Origin of the sequence: Serratia sp. AS12 (assembly GCF_000214195.1) — a bacterium.
Classification (GTDB): Bacteria; Pseudomonadota; Gammaproteobacteria; order Enterobacterales; family Enterobacteriaceae; genus Serratia; species Serratia plymuthica.
In genome coordinates this window covers 3,696,012-3,715,838 of record NC_015566.1, presented here as the reverse complement: position 1 = coordinate 3,715,838, position 19,827 = coordinate 3,696,012, and the positions used below count along the sequence as shown (strand labels likewise).

Genomic DNA, 19,827 nt, shown 5'->3' with positions numbered 1-19,827 from the left:
CCCGAAGTTTACTGCCCCAGCGTGACCTCCACCTGATGGATTTTCCCATCGTCAACCAGCGTTATCGCCGCCCCAGGCTGTTTTTCACCGTCCACAGTGACCAGCGCCTCGCCCTGACCCTGACGGATCGTCAACCGATACTCGCTGCCGCCTTCACGGTAGTTAAGCGTGACCTGCGGCCAGTCTGCAGGCAGCCGGGTATTGACGGTCAGTCGATCGCCGTGGCGTTTCACCCCCAGCAGGGATTCGACGATTAACCGGTACATCCAGCCGGCGGAGCCGGTATACCAACTCCAGCCGCCGCGGCCGACATGCGGCGCCACCGCGTAGATATCGGCGGTGACCACGTAAGGCTCGACCTTATAACGTTCGGCGGCGGTACTGTCCAGGCTGTGGTTGATCGGGTTAATCAGCGCCATCAGTTCCCAGGCGCGTTCGATATTGCCCATTTCGGCGAAGGCCATCACCGCCCAGACCGCACCGTGGGTATATTGGCCGCCGTTCTCGCGCACGCCGGGCAGATAGCCGCGAATATAGCCCGGGTTTGGGCCGTTGCCGTCGAACGGCGGCGTCAGCAGTTTGATCAGGCCAGCCTGGTTGTCGACCAGATGTTTATCCAGCGACTGCATCGCCTGCAGGCTGCGCGGTTTATCCCCGGCGCCGGACAGCACTGACCAGCTTTGAGCGATGGCATCGATGCGACACTCCGCCGACTCATGGGAGCCCAGCGGTTCCCCGCTGTCAAAGTAACCTCGGCGATACCATTCGCCGTCCCAGGCGTGGTCACGCAGGTTGTCGCGCAGGGTGGCGGCCTGTTGGCGGCACAGCGTCGCCAGTTCCTTGTCGTTGCGGGCGGTCGCCAGTTCGCCATAACGTTGCAGAATATGGAACAGGAAGAAGCCCAGCCACACGCTTTCACCGCGCCCCTCCAGGCCGACCATGTTCATGCCGTCGTTCCAGTCTCCGGCACCCATCAGCGGCAGGCCATGCTCGCCGAAGTTCAGCCCGTGTTTCAACGCGCGCACGCCGTGCTGATACAGGGTTTCCTGCGTCGCGCTCAGCGCCGGTTGTTCGTAGGACGATTCCTCGCCTGGCGCCAGCTTGCGCGCCTCCAGATAGCCGACCTGTTCTTCCAGAATGGTTTTATCGTCGGTGGCGTCCAGGTAGTGGCAAATCGCCAGCGGTAACCACAGATAATCATCCGAACAGAGCGTGCGAACGCCATTGCCCTGCGGCGGATGCCACCAGTGCTGCACGTCGCCTTCGACAAACTGGCGCGATGCGCACAGCAGGATCTGTTGGCGCAGCCGCTCAGGGGCGGCGTGGGTCAGCGCCAGCGTATCCTGCAGTTGATCGCGGAAGCCAAAGGCGCCGCCGGATTGGTAGTAGCCGCTGCGCGCCTGAATGCGGCAGGAGAGAGTCTGGTACAGCAGCCAGCCGTTGGCCAGCAGATCGACCGCCGGCTGCGGCGTGCCGATTTGTACTTTGTTGAGAATGCCGTCCCAATGCGCCGTCACCTGCAGCAACTCATTTTGCAGTGCCTCTTCTTGCAGGTATTTTTGCAGCAGCGCTTCGGCCTCATCGGCATTTTGCCCCAGGCCGAGGGCGAACACGAAGCTGCGTTGATCGCCATCGATCAGGCTGATCGCCGACTGCACGGCACCGCAGGGATCCATGCCGGCACCCACTTTGTCGGACAACCGGCGCAGCTTAAGCACCGCCGGGCTGGTCAGCGAGCCGTTGCGGCCAATGAATTCGCGCCGATCGCCGCTGACTGAGCAATGCGCGCCGGAGACGCCGAAGAAGGCGGTGCGTTCCGAGCCGCTGCCACCGTAGTGATTGGTGGCCAGAACGCCGCATCCGCTTTCGGGCGTTGCCGCCTGCGTGACGATGTGCATGGCCGTTTTTTGCCGCAGATCGCCGAGGATAAACTCCACGTAGCCGGTAGCCGACAGCTTGCGCGTGCGTCCGGAGGTATTGGTCAGCGTCAGCAGGAACAGTTTCACCGGCGCCTCTTTGGCGACCAATACGGTGAACTGGCTGTCGATGCCGCTTTCGCGATGATCGAACACGCTGTAACCGAAGCCGTGACGTGTCAGATAATGGCCGCGTCCCCGCGCAGGCAGCGGCGTCGGCGACCAGAAGTGGCCGCTTTCTTCGTCACGCAAATAGAAGGCTTCGCCGCTGCGGTCGCAGATGGGATCGTTTTCCCAAGGCGTAAGGCGGTATTCGTGGGCGTTTTCGTACCAGGTGTAGGCTTGGCCGCTTTCCGAGACAACCGAGCCGAACATCGGGTTGGCCATCACGTTTGACCAGGGCGCAGGGGTGATTTTGCTCTCGTTCATGGCGATCACATATTCACGGCCATCCTCCGAGAAGCCGCCGAGGCCGTTATAGAACTGCAATGCGTCAATGGCGGGTAACTGTGGCGAATGCAGGTTACGCGGCAGATTGTCCACCGTCGCCAGTTTCGACGAGGCGGTAACCGGCGACAGCGGCTGCTGCAGGATCTGCGGCAGTTGCAGGCGCTGGTTTAGCTGTTCATTTAATCCGCCGCGCCTGTCGTCAAGGTAAATACGCGCCACGCTAAGCAGCAGGCGGTGATCCTCCGGTGACATATGCTCGCTGGTGCGCACGAAAATGCCGCCCGGTTTATCGGTTTGGGTTGACTCCATACCGGCGGCGATCAGGCTCATTATCTGGTTTTGCAGCTCCTGGCGGTAACCGCCGGCGTCCTCGTTAAGGATCACCAGATCCACCTGCAGCCCTTTCAGCCGCCAGTAGTTGTGCGCCTGAATCAGCTGTTGCACCAGCCCGATGTTCTCGCCATCGGTCACCGTCAACAGAACGATCGGCAGATCGCCGGAGATCGAATGCCCCCATAGCCCCGACTGGCCGCGGCGATTTTGGATGATTTCGCTGCCGGCAGCCCGCATTTCTTGTGCCGGGAACACCACTGCGCTCGCCAGGCGATTGAACAGGTTGGCATCTTCCTCATTGGCGTTCAACTGACGCAGTACCACCTGGCTGTGCGACCAGGCCAGTTCAAACACGCGGTCCGCCAGATGGCGGTCGCGGTATTTTTCCAGCATGGCCAGGCTGCTGACGCGGTCTTCGCAAACACCGTAGAAAATATCCAGCGTCAACGGCACGTTGGGTTCCAGCACCACGCGTTGGCGGATGGAGATAATCGGATCGATGACCGGCCCGGCGCTGTTGGTCAACGGCGTATTCTGATACAGCGCCTGCGGGTTGGCCGGGGTCCGGCCACGGCCGATAAATTTGGCGCGATCGGTTTCGAACGAGGTCTGGCTGGAGCGGCCCTGTACCGTCATCATATGCAGCAGCCACGGGCATTTCTCTTTGGGTTCGCGCGGGCGGCGGTGACACAAAATGGCGTCCTGATCCGGCAGCAGTTCGGTCTGAACGAACAAATTGCTGAACGCCGGGTGAGCCAGATCGTTGCCGGCCGGCGCCAGCACCACTTCCGCATAGCTGGTGATTTCGATAATGCGCGGCTGTTTACTGCGGTTCACCAGGGTGACGCGCCGCAGCTCGATATCGTCCTCCGGCGACACCACAACCTGCGTTTTGACCGACAACGACCCCTGACGGCGCTGATATTCGGCGCCGGCATCGTTGAACACCGCGCTGTAACCCTTGGCTGCACCGCCGATCGGTTGCCAGGTGTTGCTCCATACCTCACCGGTTTGCGGATCGCGCAGGTAACAGAAGGCGCCCCAGTTGTCGCAGGTGGCATCTTCACGCCAGCGGGTCAGGGCCAGATTTTGCCAGCGGCTGTAGCTGCCGCCGGCCTGGGTTAGCATCAGGTGATAGTTGGCGTTGGACAGCAACTGCACTTCCGGGATCGGCGAATCCACCCGACTGAACTCACGCGCAATGAAGCTGGCCGGAGTAATGGTGCCTTCATGGGTTTCGAAGTGACGGCGGGTGCTGTACAGCTCAACCGCATCCGGTACCCGTTCTTGCAGCAGCAAGCGTGCCGACTGGAACGCAGGATAATCGGCGAAGCGCGCCACCATAGGTGCATCCAGCAGCAGATGGGACAGGGCAAGGAAGCTCATGCCCTGATGGTGCGCCATATAGGAGCGGATGATCACGTACAGCTGACCACGGCTGAGGCGCGCGGTGGTGTAATCCAGCGCCTCGTAAAACCCGTAGCGGCCTTTGGCGCCATTTTTTTCCAGCGCGACGAGATTGCTGCAAGCGGCATCCGGATCGACAATCAGCGCCATCACCGTCGCGTATGGCGCGACCACCATATCGTCACCCAACCCGCGACGCAGGCCCAGCCCCGGCACGCCAAAGGCATGATACTGGTAGTTTTGATCGGCATCGAAGCCAAAATAACCGGATTCGGAAATGCCCCAGGGCACGCCGCGCTCCTTGCCCCAGGCGATTTGCCGTTCCACCGCGGCGCGGCACATTTGCACCAGCAGGGAGTCGGGGTAGGCCGGCATCACCAGTTGCGGCATCAGGTATTCAAACATTGAGCCGCTCCACGACATCAGTGCCGGCTCATTTTCGATCACGGTAAACAGTCTGCCGAGTGCAAACCAACTGCGCTGAGGCACCTGGTTAGTGGCGATGGCGACGTAGTTGGTCAGCCGGATTTCCGATGCCAGCAGATCGTATTTACTGCTGTCCATCCGGTTCTGATCGCAGTTAAAGCCGACGGTCAGGAAATGGGTCGACTCGTCATACAGGAAGTTGAAGTCCATCTGCGCCATTTTTTCCAGCCGCTGCTGGAGGCTATACAATTGCGTCAGCCGTTCCTGAGCCAATGCGCTGGCGGCGTCAAGCTGGCTTTGCTGCTCTGCGGGCAGCGTCAGTTGGGCCGGCGGATTGGCCAGCCAGTGCAGGCTTGGCACCTGGGTCAACTCGGGTACGTTGTCGCTCAGCCAGCCGAACCACAGCGCCCACTCCGCGCAGAGTTCGTTGAGTTGCTGATGCAGCGCGCCGGCCCAGCGTTTGGTTTCTTCGTCGTGATTCAGCGCCGGTTCCTGCAACCCGTTGCTGTAGTTGCGCATGGCGTTCAGCTCGGCCTGCAGCGCGGCGGGATGGCTGTTTAACGCCTGTTCAAAATGGTTACGCAGCTTCGGAAGATTTTTGTGGGCGGCGTCCCCCCAGTGCTGTTCCAGCAGTTGCAGGCTGTCGCCAAGTCCGGCCAGCACTAATTGCGGGCTGATGACCGGCTGGTGAGCCAGCGCGGGCAGACCGGCGCTGAGCGTCAGCAGGTGCCCGGCGAGATTGCCGCTGTCTACGCTGGAGATATAGCGCGGGTTCAGCGGTTCCAGGGTCCGAGTGTTGTACCAGTTGTACAGGTGACCGCGATAGTGCTCCATGCGGTCCAGCGTGTTAAGCGTCAGCTCAATGCGCCGCAGCGCCTCGCTGAGCGTCAGGTAGCCGAAATCATAGGCGGTGAGGTTGGCCAGCAGCGACAGCCCGATATTGGTCGGTGAAGTGCGGTGGGCCACCACCGGTTCCGGTATCTCCTGATAGTTATCCGGCGGCAGCCAGTTTTCCTGCTGATTAACGAAGGTATTGAAGAAGTCCCAGGTCTGGCGGCTGGTGTGACGCAGAAAGCGGCGCTGTTCATCGTCGAGCGCGGTTTTACTGCGCTGCGGTTGGTGGCTGAGATAACACAGCAGGAACGGGGCCAGGCACCACAGGGTGGCGAAGGGCAGCGTGATAAACAACGCCATCGGGTTATGCAGGAAGCTAAACAGCAACAACGCCGCGCCGGCTACCGGGTTGATCCACATCGCCCGATAAAAGTTTTTCAGAGTAACCTGCTGACGGGCGCTGGATTGAGCGTAGCTGGTCCACTCTTGCAGGTTGCGTTTGCTGATCAGCAACCGCCACAGGGTAATAGCGATCGCTTTCAGGCTGTACAGCGCTTCATGCGGCAGCGTCGCCAGCCGCAGGCCGACCTGAGCCAGCCGATGCAGCGAACCGTTCATCGCCAACTGCAGGTGTTGCAGGAAGGGCCTGCGCGGCGGTTTGCGCACCACATCCTGCACCAGCGCCAGCAGAGTGGGTAGCAGCAGGATGATGGCGAAGACCGCCAGCCAGTAGCGGGTGTTCGGCAGCCAGACGAAACCGCAAAACAGCAGCAACAACAGGCTGGGCGACGTCAGACTGCGGCGCAGGTTATCGAACAGCTTCCAGCGTGACAGGGTGCTCAATGGGTTGGCGGCGCGGGTGCCGTCTTCGGTTTTTACTCGTGGCAGCAACCAGTTGAGCAGTTGCCAGTCGCCGCGGATCCAGCGCGTGCGGCGCGCCACGTCCACCAGATAATTGCTGGGATACTGTTCGTACAACAACACATCGCTCAGCAGGCCTGAGCGGGCGTAGCAGCCTTCCAGCAGATCGTGGCTCAGCACCAGATTCGGCGGGCAGGTGCCTTTGAGGCTGTGCGAGAACACGTCGACATCGTAGATGCCTTTGCCGATAAAGGATCCTTCGCCAAACAGATCCTGGTAAATGTCCGAGGCCATCAACGTATAGGGATCGTTGCCCGGCGTGCTGCTGCACAGTGCTGCGTAGCGGCCCTGGCCGTAACTCGGTATTTCCTCTGCCATGCGCGGTTGCAAGATGGCGTAGCCTTCTACCACCCGCTGTTGACGCGCGTCGTACTGCGGTTGGTTAAGCGGGTGCGCCATGGCGGCGATCAGTTGATGGGCGCTTTCGCGCGGCAATACGGTATCGCTGTCGAGGGTGATAACGTATTTCACGTTTTTCAGTACTTCCAGGCCGGCGCCAACCTGGGTGCAAAAAGCGTTGCCCCGGTTGCGCAGCCAGTCGTTCAGCGCATTCAGCTTGCCGCGCTTGCGCTCCAGCCCCATCCAGACGCCCTGTTTTTCATTCCACTCGCGATCGCGGTGAAACAGGAAAAAGTGGCTGGGGCCTTCACAGGGATAGTGGTCGTTAAGCGCTTCCATTTGCTGGCAGGCATAGGCCAGCAAATTGGCATCGTCCGCTTGCTGCTTTTGCGGTGCATCGTCGAAGTCGGTGAGCAGGGCAAAGTGCAGATGTTTCATCGCGTTGCCCAGATAACAGACCTCAAGCGCGTTGATCAGCTTATCGACGCCGCTTTTGCTGCCGATCAACGTCGGTATCACCACCAGGGTACGGAACTCGGCGGGAATGCCACAGGAGAAATCGAGCCTCGGCAGGGGTTGCGGCGTGCGGCTGCGGGTGGTGACCTCGCTAAGCAGGTTGAGCACGAACTGGCTGACTACCGCCGCCATCGGGAAGAACAGCAGCGCCAGCCCCCAACTGATGCCGGTGCTGTAGGCATGGCGCAGCAATTCCGCACAGATGGCGGTGGTGATCAGGCTCAGGCTGCCTAGCCAGGAAAGTAGCGGTGCCTGATTTAACGCATGGCGCAACCGGGTAATGCGCCCGAGCTGAACCTCCAACTGCTGTTCCAGCTCCGGCCGACCATCGTCAATCAGATAGTAGCCAACGTGGTTGCGGCGTGGATCGCTGGACGGATCTTCGGCCGCCACCCGCGCCATATTCAGTACGTGCTGGGCGACCTGAACCTCATTGCGCGAGCAGTGGCGCGCCAGCATTTCGATCACGTGGCGGTAGTGGTCGCGAGTGTCGAAGTGCATCAACGGGTAAACCCCCGCCGGATCGTCGCGCAGGGTCTGATCGACCTGGCTCATGGTTTCGACAAACTCGGCCCAGTCCATTTCGCTGAGCTGGCGCAGGCCGGAAATGCTGTTGCTGACCGACAGCTGGCTGACGGCCAACTGCTGGTTAAAGCGGTGTATCAGTTCAGCCGAACTCAGGCTGACCTCTGCCAAACGCTGCTCAACCCAGGTGAGCGGCAACGCCAGCATGGTGCCGTGGCCCTGTAAACGACGGACCAGCTCAGCGACAAAGGCGCTGGTGCGTGGGGGGTTGGAGCGCGCCATATCGGCAATGACCACGATCAGGTTAGCCGGATCGTTTTCCGCCGATTCCAGCATTTTGGTCACCCAACTGTCGGCCAGATTGCGTTCCTGTTGGGCCTGCGCCACTTCGACGCTGACGCGCCGCAGATTTTCGATCAGCGCCAGGCGCAGCATGCCGGGCAACGCCCAGAGTTCGCCCAGCGTCAGGTTGGCTTCTTTTTGATAGGCGGCGATATACCGCGTCAGGCTCTCCGCATCCCAGTGGCCGTCGCCGTGCGCAATGGCTTCGGCAGCCACGTCATAAATTCGCGGGCAATTGTGCGGCGCTGCCAGCTGCGGCAGGCCGCGGCCAAAGGTTTTCGGCAGATGATGACGCACGACGCGGATTTGTTCTTCGATCAGATAGTAGTTATCGAGCAGCCATTCGCCGGCGGGGGTCATGCTGGATTTCTTGCCGTTGCTCAACTGGTGGCAGCTTTCCGCCAGAATGCGCTCGTTTTCGTCCAGCCGCTTCAGCAAAAAGTAGGGGGTCTTGCGCGTCGCCAGCTTGTGCGAGCGTGCCAGGCGCTGGCCATAGCGTTCCATTTGGTCGACAGAAAACAGCTCTGCCTTGATGGCGTTACCGTTGGTCTCAGGGGCGTTTTTATTGCGCCGTAACGGCAACGTTCTTATTTTTGCATTTTTGCGTTGTTTTTTTAACCAATTGATTAGTATTTCTTTCACACAAAAGCTCCTTACATCTGACCCAAAGGACAGCCGGTGAAACCGCTGGGAGATCGTGAACATCCTGTTTTTAACGCCGGGCAGATCTGACGTGGGTTCGCAGCAGGCAGGAACATGCTTTCTCAGTATAGTCGTATAATGCCCGGTCGGCCGTTTTTTGAACTGATTGTTTAGATTTAATAAACAGTTTTTTGAGCGTGAACCTTGACTTAATGCCGCTATTTTTCCGCCGTTCAGCCTTGATTTACCGTATAATTCCCTACATTAAGTTTGGTTATTGAGGTGGCCGTGGAACAACTTTCGGGATTGCTGAGGCGATTGCGCCGACAGCTTGAATCCCCTTTTTCCGTAGGGGGCGGTTTCCGCCAGTTTTCCCTTCCCGTGCCCGCATCGTTGGCCGCCACCTTACTGGAGTGGCTGGCGGCGCAGCCGGCATTCCCGCAGTTTTACTGGCACCATCGCGACGGCCATGAAGAAGCGGCAGCCTGTGGCGCACTGCGTCTGTTTACGCAAGCACAAGAGGCGCAGGCATTTATCAGGGCGTATCAGGGCGCGCGCATATGGGGGCTGAACGCCTTTGACGGCGCCGCGCATTTATTCTTGCCACGTCTGGAAATTCTGAGTCGCGAAGGTGAAACCCAGCTAACGCTTAATCTGTTTTCTGAAAGCTCGCTGCGTGACGATGCGGACGCAGCCGGTCGCTGGTTGGAAAAGGTGGTGGCTGCACGGCCAATCGTGCCCTTAAAGGCTGACGTGGGTAAGGTGCAGCATCAACCGGAACGTGCCGGGTGGGAAATCATGTTGCACGAAGCGCTGAAAGCGATCGATCGGCAACAGATGGAGAAGGTGGTATTGGCGCGCAGCACGTTGCTGACGCTGGATAGCCCGCTGTCCGCACCGGCGATGATGGACGCCAGCCGTAGGGTGAATCACCGATGCTACCACTTTATGCTGAGATTTGATGCACATTCCGCATTTCTCGGTTCCAGCCCGGAAAGGCTGTACCGGCGAAATGGCCTGCAACTGCTGACCGAAGCGCTGGCGGGCACCGTGGCCAATCATCCGGATCAACAGCGCGCGCAGGCGCTGGCGCAGTGGTTGCAGGGCGACGCTAAAAACCAGCATGAGAACCTGCTGGTGGTGGACGATATCTGCCAGCGTCTGCAAGGGGGCGCCGGTTCGCTGGACGTGCTGCCGCCGGAAGTGGTGCGTTTACGTAAGGTGCAGCATTTGCGGCGCCGTATCGAAGGACTGCTCAATCGCAGCGACGACGCCGATTGCTTGCAGCGGCTGCAACCGACGGCGGCGGTAGCCGGGCTGCCACGCCAGGCCGCGCGCGAGTTTATTCTGCAACATGAACCTTTCTCCCGCGGCTGGTATGCCGGATCGGCCGGCTATCTTTCTTTCTCCCTCAGTGAGTTTTGCGTTGCGCTACGTTGTGCACAGTTAGAGGAGAAAGGGTTAAGGCTGTATGCCGGTGCCGGTATCGTGGCCGGTTCCGATGCTGCCGAAGAGTGGCAGGAGGTCGAAAACAAGGCCGCCGGATTGCTGACCTTGTTACAGCCGACCAATTCGGGCTGAATTTCCCTATTTATTATCCGGATTTATTGAGCGGCAGAGGCGGCGAGTGTAAACTGCTCGTGATCTTTATGTTTATTTTTTGTTCTAAATCAATAAATTGTCTGCCATAAAGTCACAGGGATATACGGCGTTTTTGCGCTGGCGCAAAAGTCGTAGAGATAACTACTCATATAATACAGAACATAATTTTTGGCACACCGCTAAATGGCAGGTGCTAAAGGCTGATTCTGTTAACCGACTTGTGAGCGAATTATGTCGACAAGTGTTTTTAATCGCCGATGGGCAGCGTTGTTGTTGGAAGCGCTGGCCCGCCACGGAGTGCGGCATGTTTGTATCGCTCCGGGATCGCGCTCTACGCCGTTGACGCTGGCCGCAGCGGCTAACAGGTCTTTTATCTGCCATACCCATTTTGATGAACGCGGGCTGGGCCATCTGGCGCTTGGTCTGGCGAAGGCGTCGCGAGAGCCGGTGGCGGTGATCGTCACTTCCGGCACCGCCGCCGCCAATCTCTATCCCTCGCTGATTGAAGCCGGGCTGACCGGTGAACGGCTGGTGTTTCTCACCGCCGACAGGCCGCCAGAACTGATCAACTGCGGTGCCAATCAGGCGATCCGCCAAACCGGCCTTTATTCCAGCCATCCGACGCTAAGCATCGAACTGCCGCGTCCGACGCCGGATATTTCCGCCAGTTGGCTGGCATCCACCGTCGACAGCGCCATGGCACGCTTGCAGCACGGCGCTTTACATATCAACTGCCCGTTTGCCGAACCGCTGTACGGCGGCGATGAGCAACACTACGCCGACTGGTCGGCGACGCTCGGCGACTGGTGGCAAGGCAGCCAGCCCTGGCTGCGGGAAATGGATCCCCATGCGGTACTGAAACAACCGGATTGGTTCTCCTGGCGGCAAAAGCGCGGCGTGGTGGTGGCAGGGCGCATGAGCGCGCAAGAGGGCGAGCAGTTGGCGCAATGGGCCGCGACGCTTGGCTGGCCACTGATTGGCGACGTGCTGTCTCAGACCGGCCAACCACTGCCCTGTGCCGATTTATGGCTGGCTCAGCCTCAGGCGCAGCGCATCCTGCAAGATGCGCAGCTGGTGGTGCAATTTGGCAGCAGCCTGACCGGCAAACGCCTGTTGCAATGGCAGGAGCAGTGCCGGCCGGAGGAGTATTGGTTGATCGATGATTTGCCGGGCCGGCTCGATCCTGCGCATCACCGTGGCCGCCGTATCCGCTCTGGCGTGGCGCAATGGCTCGAACTGCATCCGGCGCAGCCGCGTTCCCCCTGGGCGCAAGAGCTGTCGCAACTGGCGGATCAGGCTCTGGACAGCGTATCCGGCTATCTGGTGAACCGCTTTGGCGAGGCGCAACTGGCGCACCGCCTGCCGGAGCTGCTGGCGGAAAATGGTCAACTGTTCCTCGGCAATAGCCTGGTCGTGCGGTTGATTGACGCCTTGACCCGATTGCCGGCCGGTTATCCGGTCTTCAGCAATCGCGGCGCCAGCGGCATCGATGGCCTGATCTCTACCGCAGCAGGCGTACAACGGGCTACGGCCAAACCGACGCTGGCGGTGGTGGGGGATCTCTCCGCGCTCTACGACCTGAATGCGCTGGCGCTGCTGCGGCAGTGTTCTGCGCCCACGGTGCTGATTGTGGTGAATAACAACGGCGGCCAGATTTTTTCACTGTTACCGACGCCGGAAGAAGATCGCCAGCGTTTCTACTGCATGCCGCAGGACGTGGATTTCAGCCATGCCGCAGCGATGTTCCAACTGAACTATGCGCGGCCGGAAAACTGGGGGCAACTGAGGCAGGCGGTTGAACAAGGCTGGCGTCAGGGTGGCGCTACGTTGATTGAGCTGCAGGTGCCGCCGAGCGACGGTGCCGAGACGTTACGGCTCCTGGTGCAACAAATGGCGGTGCAATGATGCTGGCGACACGTATTTTACAACGAGGTGAACCGGACCGCCCTTGGCTGATTTGGCTGCACGGCTTGCTGGGTAATAACAATGAGTGGCGGGTCATCGCCGCGCACTGTCCGGAATGGCCGTCTCTGGCGATTGATCTGCCCGGCCACGGCGATTCGGTTGCCGTGGCGTGCCGCGGTTTTGACGATATCAGCGCGCAAATCAGCGCCACTTTGCAGATGCATAACATTGAACGCTATTGGCTGGTGGGCTATTCGCTGGGCGGGCGCATCGCCATGTATCACGCCTGTCATGGTCAAACCGACGGCTTGCTGGGAGTGATTGTCGAGGGCGGCAATCCGGGGCTGAACAGCGAAGAGCTGCGCAGCCATCGCCGTACGCAGGATGCCGCCTGGGCGGAACGATTCCGCCACCAGCCGATTGCCGAGGTGCTGGCGGACTGGTATCAGCAGCCGGTATTTACCGAACTCAGCGCTGTGCATCGCGATGCGTTGATTGCCGCGCGATCCGACAACAGTGGCCCGGCGGTGGCCGACATGCTGCAAGCCACCTCGCTCGGCCAACAGCCTTATCTGGTGCCGCAATTGCAGCAATTGACCGTGCCGCTGATGGTGCTGTGCGGTGAGAATGACCCCAAATTTCAACGGCTGGCGCGCGACGCCGGGTTGCCGTTACGCACCGTGCCGCAGGCCGGGCACAATGCGCATCTGGCTAACCCGCAGGATTTCGTCGCCGAGCTGCAGGCCTTTCTCGTTAACCCTGGTTAAGGAACCGAACATGCTTTATCCGAATGAAGAACTACTGTATGCCGCCATCGACTGGCAGGATTGCTCAGGTGATTTCGAGGACATTCTGTATCACAAATCCGCCGACGGTATCGCCAAAATCACCATCAACCGCCCGCAGGTGCGCAACGCGTTCCGCCCGCATACGGTGAAAGAGATGATGGAAGCGCTGGCCAATGCCCGCTATGACGACGGTATCGGCACCATTATCCTCACCGGCGCCGGCGACAAAGCCTTCTGCTCCGGCGGCGATCAGAAAGTGCGCGGCGACTACGGCGGCTATCAGGACGACAGCGGCGTGCATCACCTGAACGTACTCGATTTCCAACGCCAGATCCGCACCTGCCCGAAACCGGTGGTGGCGATGGTGGCCGGTTATTCGATCGGCGGCGGCCACGTGCTGCACATGATGTGCGATCTGACCATTGCGGCGGACAACGCCATCTTTGGCCAGACCGGCCCGAAAGTCGGTTCGTTCGACGGCGGCTGGGGGGCTTCTTACATGGCGCGCATCGTCGGCCAGAAGAAAGCGCGCGAGATCTGGTTCCTGTGTCGCCAGTATGACGCCGCTGCCGCGCTGGACATGGGCCTGGTCAACACCGTAGTGCCGTTGGCGGACCTGGAAAAAGAAACCGTGCGCTGGTGCCGTGAAATGTTGCAGAACAGCCCGATGGCGCTGCGCTGCCTGAAAGCGGCATTGAATGCCGACTGCGACGGCCAGGCCGGCCTGCAAGAGTTGGCGGGCAACGCCACCATGCTGTTCTACATGACCGACGAAGGCCAGGAAGGGCGTAACGCGTTTAACGAAAAGCGCCAGCCGGACTTCAGCAAATTCAAGCGTAACCCGTAATGAACGCGCCGATCCGCAACGCCGCGGTTTACCGTTACTGCCTGCCGATGGAGGCGGGAGTGGTGCTGCGCAACCAGCGGCTGAAAACCCGTGATGGCCTGCTGATTCATCTGCAGCAGGGCGAACAGGAAGGTTGGGGCGAGATTGCGCCGCTGCCGGAGTTCAGCCAGGAAACGCTGGCCGAAGCCGAACAGGCTGTGTTGGCCTGGCTGCAAGGTTGGCAGGTGGGGCAGTTGCCGGCAGACAGCCCGCTGCCTTCGGTGGCGTTCGGCACCAGCTGCGCGCTGGCCGAGCTGGAACAGCGCCTGCCGCAGCAGGCCGATTACCGCAAAGCACCGCTCTGCACCGGCGATCCCGATGAGCTGTTCGAGGTATTGAGCGCGCTGCCGGGCGAGAAGCTCGCCAAGGTGAAGGTTGGGCTGTATGAGGCGGTGCGTGACGGCATGATCGTTAACGTGCTGCTGGAAGCGCTGCCGGATTTGCGCCTACGGCTGGATGCCAACCGCAGCTGGACCCGTGCCAAAGCCGAGGGTTTCGCCAAATACGTCAACCCGGCGCTGCGCGATCGCATCGCTTTTCTCGAAGAACCCTGCAAAACCCGTGATGAATCGCGGGATTTCGCTTTGGCGACCGGCATAGCCATCGCCTGGGACGAGAGCGTGCGCGAGGCGGATTTTGTGGTGCAGGCCGAACCGGGCGTGGCGGCGATAGTGGTCAAGCCCACGCTGGTCGGCAGCCTGAGCCGCTGCCGGGCTCTGGTAGAGCAGGCCCATGCGGCAGGGCTGACGGCGGTGATCAGTTCCAGCCTCGAATCCAGTCTGGGGCTGACCCAGCTGGCGCGCATCGCGCACTGGCTGACGCCGGCTACCGTCCCCGGGCTGGATACGCTCGATTTGATGCAGGCGCAGTTGCTGCGGTGTTGGCCGGGCAGTCGCCTGCCGTTGCGGGATCTGCAAGCGATGGAATGCCTATGGCGCAGTTGAACGACTGGCCGTGGCGGCATTGGGCGCAGCGGCAACCTCAGGCGACGGCAGTCATTGTCGGGCGACAACCGATTAACTGGCAGGTGCTGCAACGCCAGGTCGATGAGCTGGCAGCCAATTTTCAGCATCAGGGCGTCGAACCCGGTTGCGGGGTCGCGCTGTGCGGCAAGAACAGCTATCCGCTGCTGTTGGCCTATCTGGCGTTGCTGCAGTGCGGTGCGCGGTTGTTGCCGTTGAATCCGGCATTGCCTGTTTCTCTGTTGGAAACGCTGTTGCCTGAACTGGATATGGCGTTTGTCTTCAGTCCGGATCCCTTGCCGGCGTTGCCGGCCGTCCTTATTCCGTTGACCCCGCCCTCTACCGAACCGCGTAGGCTGACTTTGCCCGCTTGGGATCCGCAGCGGCTGGCGACACTGACGCTGACCTCCGGCTCCAGCGGCATGCCAAAGGCCGCAGCGCATAACTGCGCCGGGCATTTAGCCAGCGCAGAAGGGGTGCTGAGGCTGATGGATTTTCAGCCACAGGATCGTTGGTTGCTTTCCCTGCCGCTGTTTCACGTATCCGGCCAGGGTATTCTCTGGCGCTGGCTGGCTGCCGGTGCCACGTTGGTGGTGCGTGATATGTTTCCCTTGGCCGATGCGTTGGCGGGCTGTACCCATGCCTCGCTGGTGCCGACGCAACTGTGGCGGCTGTTGGCGCAGCCGCTGGACGATCTGTCGCTGAAAGAGGTGCTGCTGGGCGGCGCGATGATCCCGGTTTCGCTGACCGAACAGGCAGAGGCGGCGGGTATTCGCTGCTGGTGCGGCTATGGTCTGACCGAACTGGCTTCTACGGTGTGCGCCAAGCGCGCCGATACGCGGCCGGGCGTCGGGTTACCGTTGGTCGGCCGTGAAATTCGGCTGGTGGATGAGGAAGTGTGGATCCGCGCGCAGAGCCTGGCGTTGGGGTACTGGCATTGCGGCGCTTTGCAGCCGCTGGCCGATGAGCAAGGCTGGTTTCATACCCGCGATCGCGGCGAGATGGCGCAGGGCGAGCTGCGTATTATCGGGCGGCTGGACAACCTGTTTTTCAGCGGGGGGGAAGGTGTGCAACCGGAGGATATTGAGCGTGTGCTGACGGCTCATCCGCAGATTACGCAGGTGTTTGTGGTGCCGGTGGAAGATGCTGAGTTTGGCCAGCGGCCGGTGGCGGTGATCGACAGTAAAGGCGTCCTCTCGCTGGATGAATTGCTGACGTGGGCGCAGGGCAAACTGGCCAACTTCCAGCGCCCGACGGCGCTATTGGCTTTACCCGCCGAGCTGAAAGCCGGGGGCATCAAGATTTCGCGCCGTCTGCTTCAGCAATGGGTGACGGAGCAACTTTCAACGGCATAAAAAAGCCGCCCGAAGGCGGCCGTGGCAGCAAACAGGGCCGATTACTTCAAGCCAAGCGCACTGGCGACGCCGGCGCCGTAGTCCGGGTGCACCTGGGTAAACAGATCGACCTGACGGCGTTGGATCTGTTCCGGTACTTGCGACAGTTCACCGGCGATACGGGTGAACATACGCTGGTGTTCTTCGGCACTCAGCAGGTTAAACAGTGCGCGCGGCTGGCTGAAATAATCCTTATCCTCGCGGTGATTCCAGTGATCGGCCGCGCCTTCGATGCTCAACGGCGGTTCGCTGAAGTCCGGTTGTTCCTGGAACAGGCCGAAGCTGTTCGGTTCGTAGGTCGCCCCGTTGCCGCTGTTGCCGTCCACGCGCATCGCGCCGTCGCGGTGATAGTTGTGGAACGGGCATTTGGCGGCGTTAACCGGGATTTGGTGATGGTTAACGCCCAGGCGGTAACGGTGCGCATCCCCGTAAGAGAACAGGCGGCCCTGCAGCATTTTGTCCGGCGAGAAGCTGACGCCCGGCACCACGTTGGCCGGGTTCATCGCCACCTGTTCAACTTCTGAGAAATAGTTGTCCGGGTTGCGGTTCAGTTCGAAGAAGCCGACGTCGATCAGCGGGTAGTCGCCATGCGGCCATACCTTGGTCAGATCAAACGGGTTGTAGGGTGTCTGCGAGGCTTCGTGTTCAGGCATGATTTGAATTTGCAACTTCCATCGTGGGAAATCACCGCGCTTGATTGCGTCTAACAGGTCGCGCTGCGAGCTTTCACGATCTTTGGCGATGATAGCTTCCGCTTCCTCATCCATCAGGTTTTCAATACCCTGTTCGCAGCGGAAGTGGAATTTCACCCAGAAACGCTCGTTATTGGCATTGATAAAGCTGAAGGTGTGGCTGCCGAAACCATGCATGTGGCGATAGGATTTCGGGATACCGCGATCGCTGAAATCGATGGTCAATTGGTGCAAAGATTCCGGCAGATGGGAGAAGAAATCCCATTTGTACACCGGATTGCGCAGGTTGGTGTGCGGATCGCGTTTTACTACGTGGTTAAGATCGGGGAACTTCAGCGGATCGCGCAGATAGAATACCGGCGTGTCGTTGCCTACCAGATCCCAGTTGCCTTCGTCGGTGTAAAACTTCATGGCAAAACCGCGAATGTCGCGTTCGGCGTCTGCTGCGCCGCGTTCACCGGCTACGGTGGAGAAGCGGATGAACATGTCAGTTTGCTTGCCGATTTCAGCGAAGATTTTTGCGCGGGTGTATTGGGTAATATCATGGGTGACGGTGAAAGTGCCGTAGGCGCCGGAGCCTTTGGCGTGCATGCGGCGCTCGGGGATCACTTCGCGGTCGAAGTGGGCCAGTTTTTCCAGGAACCAGACGTCTTGCAGTAGCATCGGCCCGCGTTTTCCTGCGGTGATCACATTATTGTTATCGACAACCGGGGCGCCGGCTGCGGTGGTCAATCCTTTCTTGCTCATCACTTGCTCCTTATCGTATTGCCATTGCGTTAAGACTCGGGTGGCTTAAGCGTTCATCATGATAGTTCTGCCGGGGGTTCTCTCCTGACTTTGATTAATGCCAATACTATTTGTAGATCTATTAGGCGACGGCGGCAAATAGGTCTGAGTTATCGTTGGCGTCGTCAGCGTGAATTTGCCTTTTACTTGCAAAACTTTACAATTATCTGATATCAGAAGGTTTTTTTCGCCCTTATCCCTTAAAGACTCGTTGTGCTTTGGTATAGACTCGTGAACGTATTATTACGGGTTGGCTCATGCCATTCTGAACGGATAAAAAGCGAGAGGGAAAAATGATGATGAAAACTTTGGTCGCGTGCGCAGCCGGTATGCTGTTTGTGACCGGTACGGCGAGCGCTATCGGCCTGTCGGGCGAAGCCGGGCAGCATTATACCAACCTCGGCTTCGGCCAAGACACCGGTAGCACCGGATTGGGGTTAACGGGCAACTGGTCGCGCAGCGATCATGACGGCAACGTCGGTAGCCTGGGGCTGAATTTCGGTCTGCCGTTGGGTACTTTGACCGCTACGGTGGGCGGCAAGGCGCTGTATCTGAGCCCGAAAGACGGCGATAGCGGTGGCGCTTTGGCGTTGGGCGGCGGCCTGGACTGGGCTATCAGCCGTTACTTTAGCCTGCACGGCGAAGGTTATTTCGCACCGGAGTCGCTGACCAGCGGCGTGAAAGCCTATAACGAAGCCAGCGGTGGCCTGCGTTGGAATATTTTCCGCCCGCTCAGCGTAGATGTGGGTTACCGCTACATACAGATGGAAGGGAAGGACGGGCGTCGTGACAACACGCTTGCCGATGGCCCGTACGTCGGCGTTGGTCTGAGTTTCTAACGCAGCAAAAAGGGGGCCGCAGCCCCCTTGTTTCAATAAAAGTCCGCTGTTACCCCACCGCCGGCAGTAGACCACTGGCGATGCCCAGTTGAATGGCAATCACCGTAACCCCGCAGACAAACACCAGTGCCAGCGCCGGCGTGCCGCCCCATACGCGGTATTGCGCCTGATGCCGTTGACGCGCCTTCCACACCAGCATTGACGGCAACAGCAGTGCCAGCACCGCCAACGCAATGGCGGCAAAGCCCAGCGCCAGCACAAAACCGCGTGGATAGAACAGAGCGAACGCCAGCGGCGGCAGGAAAGTGATGGCCCCGGTTTGCAGACGGCCGCGCACGTTGTTCTGACGCTTGCATAAATCGGCCAGGAAATCGAACAGCCCGAGCGCCACGCCAAGGAAGGACGTAGCCAGTGCCAGATCGGCAAACAGATGTACCGCCAACTCTACGTGCGGTGACGCCACCACGTCGCGTACCGCCTGCAACAGGCCGTTTAGCCCGGCTTGTTGCGCCAGGATGCCGACGAAGGTGGTAGAACTGATGGCGCCGAGCGTGGCCAACTGCCAGAAGATATAGGCCACCAGTGGAATGGCGCTGCCGATGATGAACACCCAGCGCAGCTTGCGGATGTTGCCGCCCATATAGTTAACGATGCTGGGCACGCTGCCGTGGAAGCCAAAGGAGGTGAAGATGACCGGGATGGCCGACAGCGCCAGCCCCTGTTCCAGCGGCAATGTCATCAGATTGGTACGGTGAATATTCGGCAGCATCAGACCCAGCATGACGATCAGAAACACCACTTTGGCGGTAAACAAAATGCGGTTAAACAGATCGACCGAATGAGTGCCGATGCAAACCACGCCGCCGGCCACCAGGGTAAACAGCAATACGCCGAGCGTGGTGGGGAAATCTTGTGAGGTCCATTGGCTGATGCTGGCTGCCAGCAGTTCACCTGCACCGCTGATATAGGCGGCGGTCAACGCATACATCAGGAACATCATGCTGAAGCTGGTCAGCCATTGGCCACCACCGCCGAGATAACGTTTCGCCAGGGTACCCAGACCGGTATCTGCCTGTTCATGCTGATAAACCTCCACCAGCAACAGCGCGGTGTAACACATCAAGAGCCACAGCCCGACCAGCAAGGCCAGCGTGACGCCGAAGCCTACGCCGGCCGCCGCCAGTGGCATCGCCAGCATCCCGGCACCAATGGTGGTACCTGCCACGATAAAAACACTGCCCAGAGTGCGATTCTTCACTTTTTTCTCTACCAGCCAAAGATTTGGGAAAATTACAGATAACTAATTCTGAGTGCGGCAGGAT

10 protein-coding genes are annotated in these 19,827 nt (G+C 59.9%); 7 read left to right on the top strand and 3 right to left on the bottom strand.

The window, feature by feature from the left end:
* Positions 1 to 8: 8 nt before the first annotated feature.
* A complete protein-coding gene (locus tag SERAS12_RS17370) occupies positions 9 to 8,651 on the bottom strand; it encodes a GH36-type glycosyl hydrolase domain-containing protein (protein WP_013813876.1) in 8,643 nt (2,880 codons plus the stop codon).
* A gap of 288 nt (positions 8,652 to 8,939) precedes the next feature.
* Here SERAS12_RS17370 and menF point away from each other — a divergent pair, with 288 nt between their 5' ends.
* From menF to menE, 6 genes are all read left to right on the top strand, one after another.
* On the top strand, positions 8,940 to 10,232 hold the full coding sequence (menF, locus tag SERAS12_RS17365) for an isochorismate synthase MenF (RefSeq protein WP_013813875.1): 1,293 nt from the start codon (positions 8,940 to 8,942) through the stop codon (positions 10,230 to 10,232).
* Positions 10,233 to 10,484: 252 nt separating this feature from the next.
* Complete coding sequence (gene menD, locus SERAS12_RS17360) at positions 10,485 to 12,158, top strand: 2-succinyl-5-enolpyruvyl-6-hydroxy-3-cyclohexene-1-carboxylic-acid synthase (RefSeq protein ID WP_013813874.1); 1,674 nt, start codon at positions 10,485 to 10,487, stop codon at positions 12,156 to 12,158.
* The gene (gene menH / locus SERAS12_RS17355; RefSeq protein WP_013813873.1) at positions 12,155 to 12,925 is read left to right on the top strand and encodes a 2-succinyl-6-hydroxy-2,4-cyclohexadiene-1-carboxylate synthase; all 771 of its coding nucleotides are present in this window, start codon (positions 12,155 to 12,157) and stop codon (positions 12,923 to 12,925) included. Before menD ends, menH begins: the two co-directional genes overlap by 4 nt.
* Positions 12,926 to 12,935: 10 nt before the next feature.
* Complete coding sequence (gene menB / locus SERAS12_RS17350) at positions 12,936 to 13,793, top strand: 1,4-dihydroxy-2-naphthoyl-CoA synthase (RefSeq protein ID WP_013813872.1); 858 nt, start codon at positions 12,936 to 12,938, stop codon at positions 13,791 to 13,793.
* Positions 13,793 to 14,776 (top strand): o-succinylbenzoate synthase, encoded by a 984-nt coding sequence (gene menC / locus SERAS12_RS17345; RefSeq protein ID WP_013813871.1) that lies wholly within the window; start codon positions 13,793 to 13,795, stop codon positions 14,774 to 14,776. The genes menB and menC overlap by 1 nt, the downstream gene beginning before the upstream one ends.
* On the top strand, positions 14,764 to 16,149 hold the full coding sequence (menE, locus tag SERAS12_RS17340) for an o-succinylbenzoate--CoA ligase (RefSeq protein WP_013813870.1): 1,386 nt from the start codon (positions 14,764 to 14,766) through the stop codon (positions 16,147 to 16,149). Before menC ends, menE begins: the two co-directional genes overlap by 13 nt.
* Before the next feature lie 41 nt (positions 16,150 to 16,190).
* Here menE and katA read toward each other — a convergent pair whose 3' ends face one another.
* Complete coding sequence (gene katA, locus SERAS12_RS17335) at positions 16,191 to 17,627, bottom strand: catalase KatA (protein WP_013813869.1); 1,437 nt, start codon at positions 17,625 to 17,627, stop codon at positions 16,191 to 16,193.
* Between the two features lie 335 nt (positions 17,628 to 17,962).
* On the opposite strand from katA, the gene SERAS12_RS17330 reads away from it, so the two are divergent.
* Positions 17,963 to 18,505 carry a YfaZ family outer membrane protein gene (locus SERAS12_RS17330; protein ID WP_041416254.1) on the top strand — a complete coding sequence of 181 codons (543 nt, stop codon included), beginning with the start codon at positions 17,963 to 17,965 and terminating at the stop codon, positions 18,503 to 18,505.
* A gap of 49 nt (positions 18,506 to 18,554) precedes the next feature.
* Here SERAS12_RS17330 and tyrP read toward each other — a convergent pair whose 3' ends face one another.
* Positions 18,555 to 19,763: a tyrosine transporter TyrP gene (gene tyrP, locus SERAS12_RS17325; RefSeq protein WP_013813867.1), complete on the bottom strand. Its 1,209-nt coding sequence runs from the start codon at positions 19,761 to 19,763 to the stop codon at positions 18,555 to 18,557.
* Between the last annotated feature and the right edge of the window lie 64 nt (positions 19,764 to 19,827).

What these genes read in the sequence shown, in the direction of transcription:
- menH (WP_013813873.1), top strand. Translation starts at nt 12,155, where the DNA reads ATGATGCTGGCGACACGTATTTTACAACGAGGTGAACCGGACCGCCCT.
- menE (WP_013813870.1), top strand. Translation starts at nt 14,764, where the DNA reads ATGGCGCAGTTGAACGACTGGCCGTGGCGGCATTGGGCGCAGCGGCAA.
- katA (WP_013813869.1), bottom strand. Translation starts at nt 17,627, where the DNA reads ATGAGCAAGAAAGGATTGACCACCGCAGCCGGCGCCCCGGTTGTCGAT.
- menB (WP_013813872.1), top strand. Translation starts at nt 12,936, where the DNA reads ATGCTTTATCCGAATGAAGAACTACTGTATGCCGCCATCGACTGGCAG.
- menD (WP_013813874.1), top strand. Translation starts at nt 10,485, where the DNA reads ATGTCGACAAGTGTTTTTAATCGCCGATGGGCAGCGTTGTTGTTGGAA.
- SERAS12_RS17330 (WP_041416254.1), top strand. Translation starts at nt 17,963, where the DNA reads ATGATGAAAACTTTGGTCGCGTGCGCAGCCGGTATGCTGTTTGTGACC.
- menC (WP_013813871.1), top strand. Translation starts at nt 13,793, where the DNA reads ATGAACGCGCCGATCCGCAACGCCGCGGTTTACCGTTACTGCCTGCCG.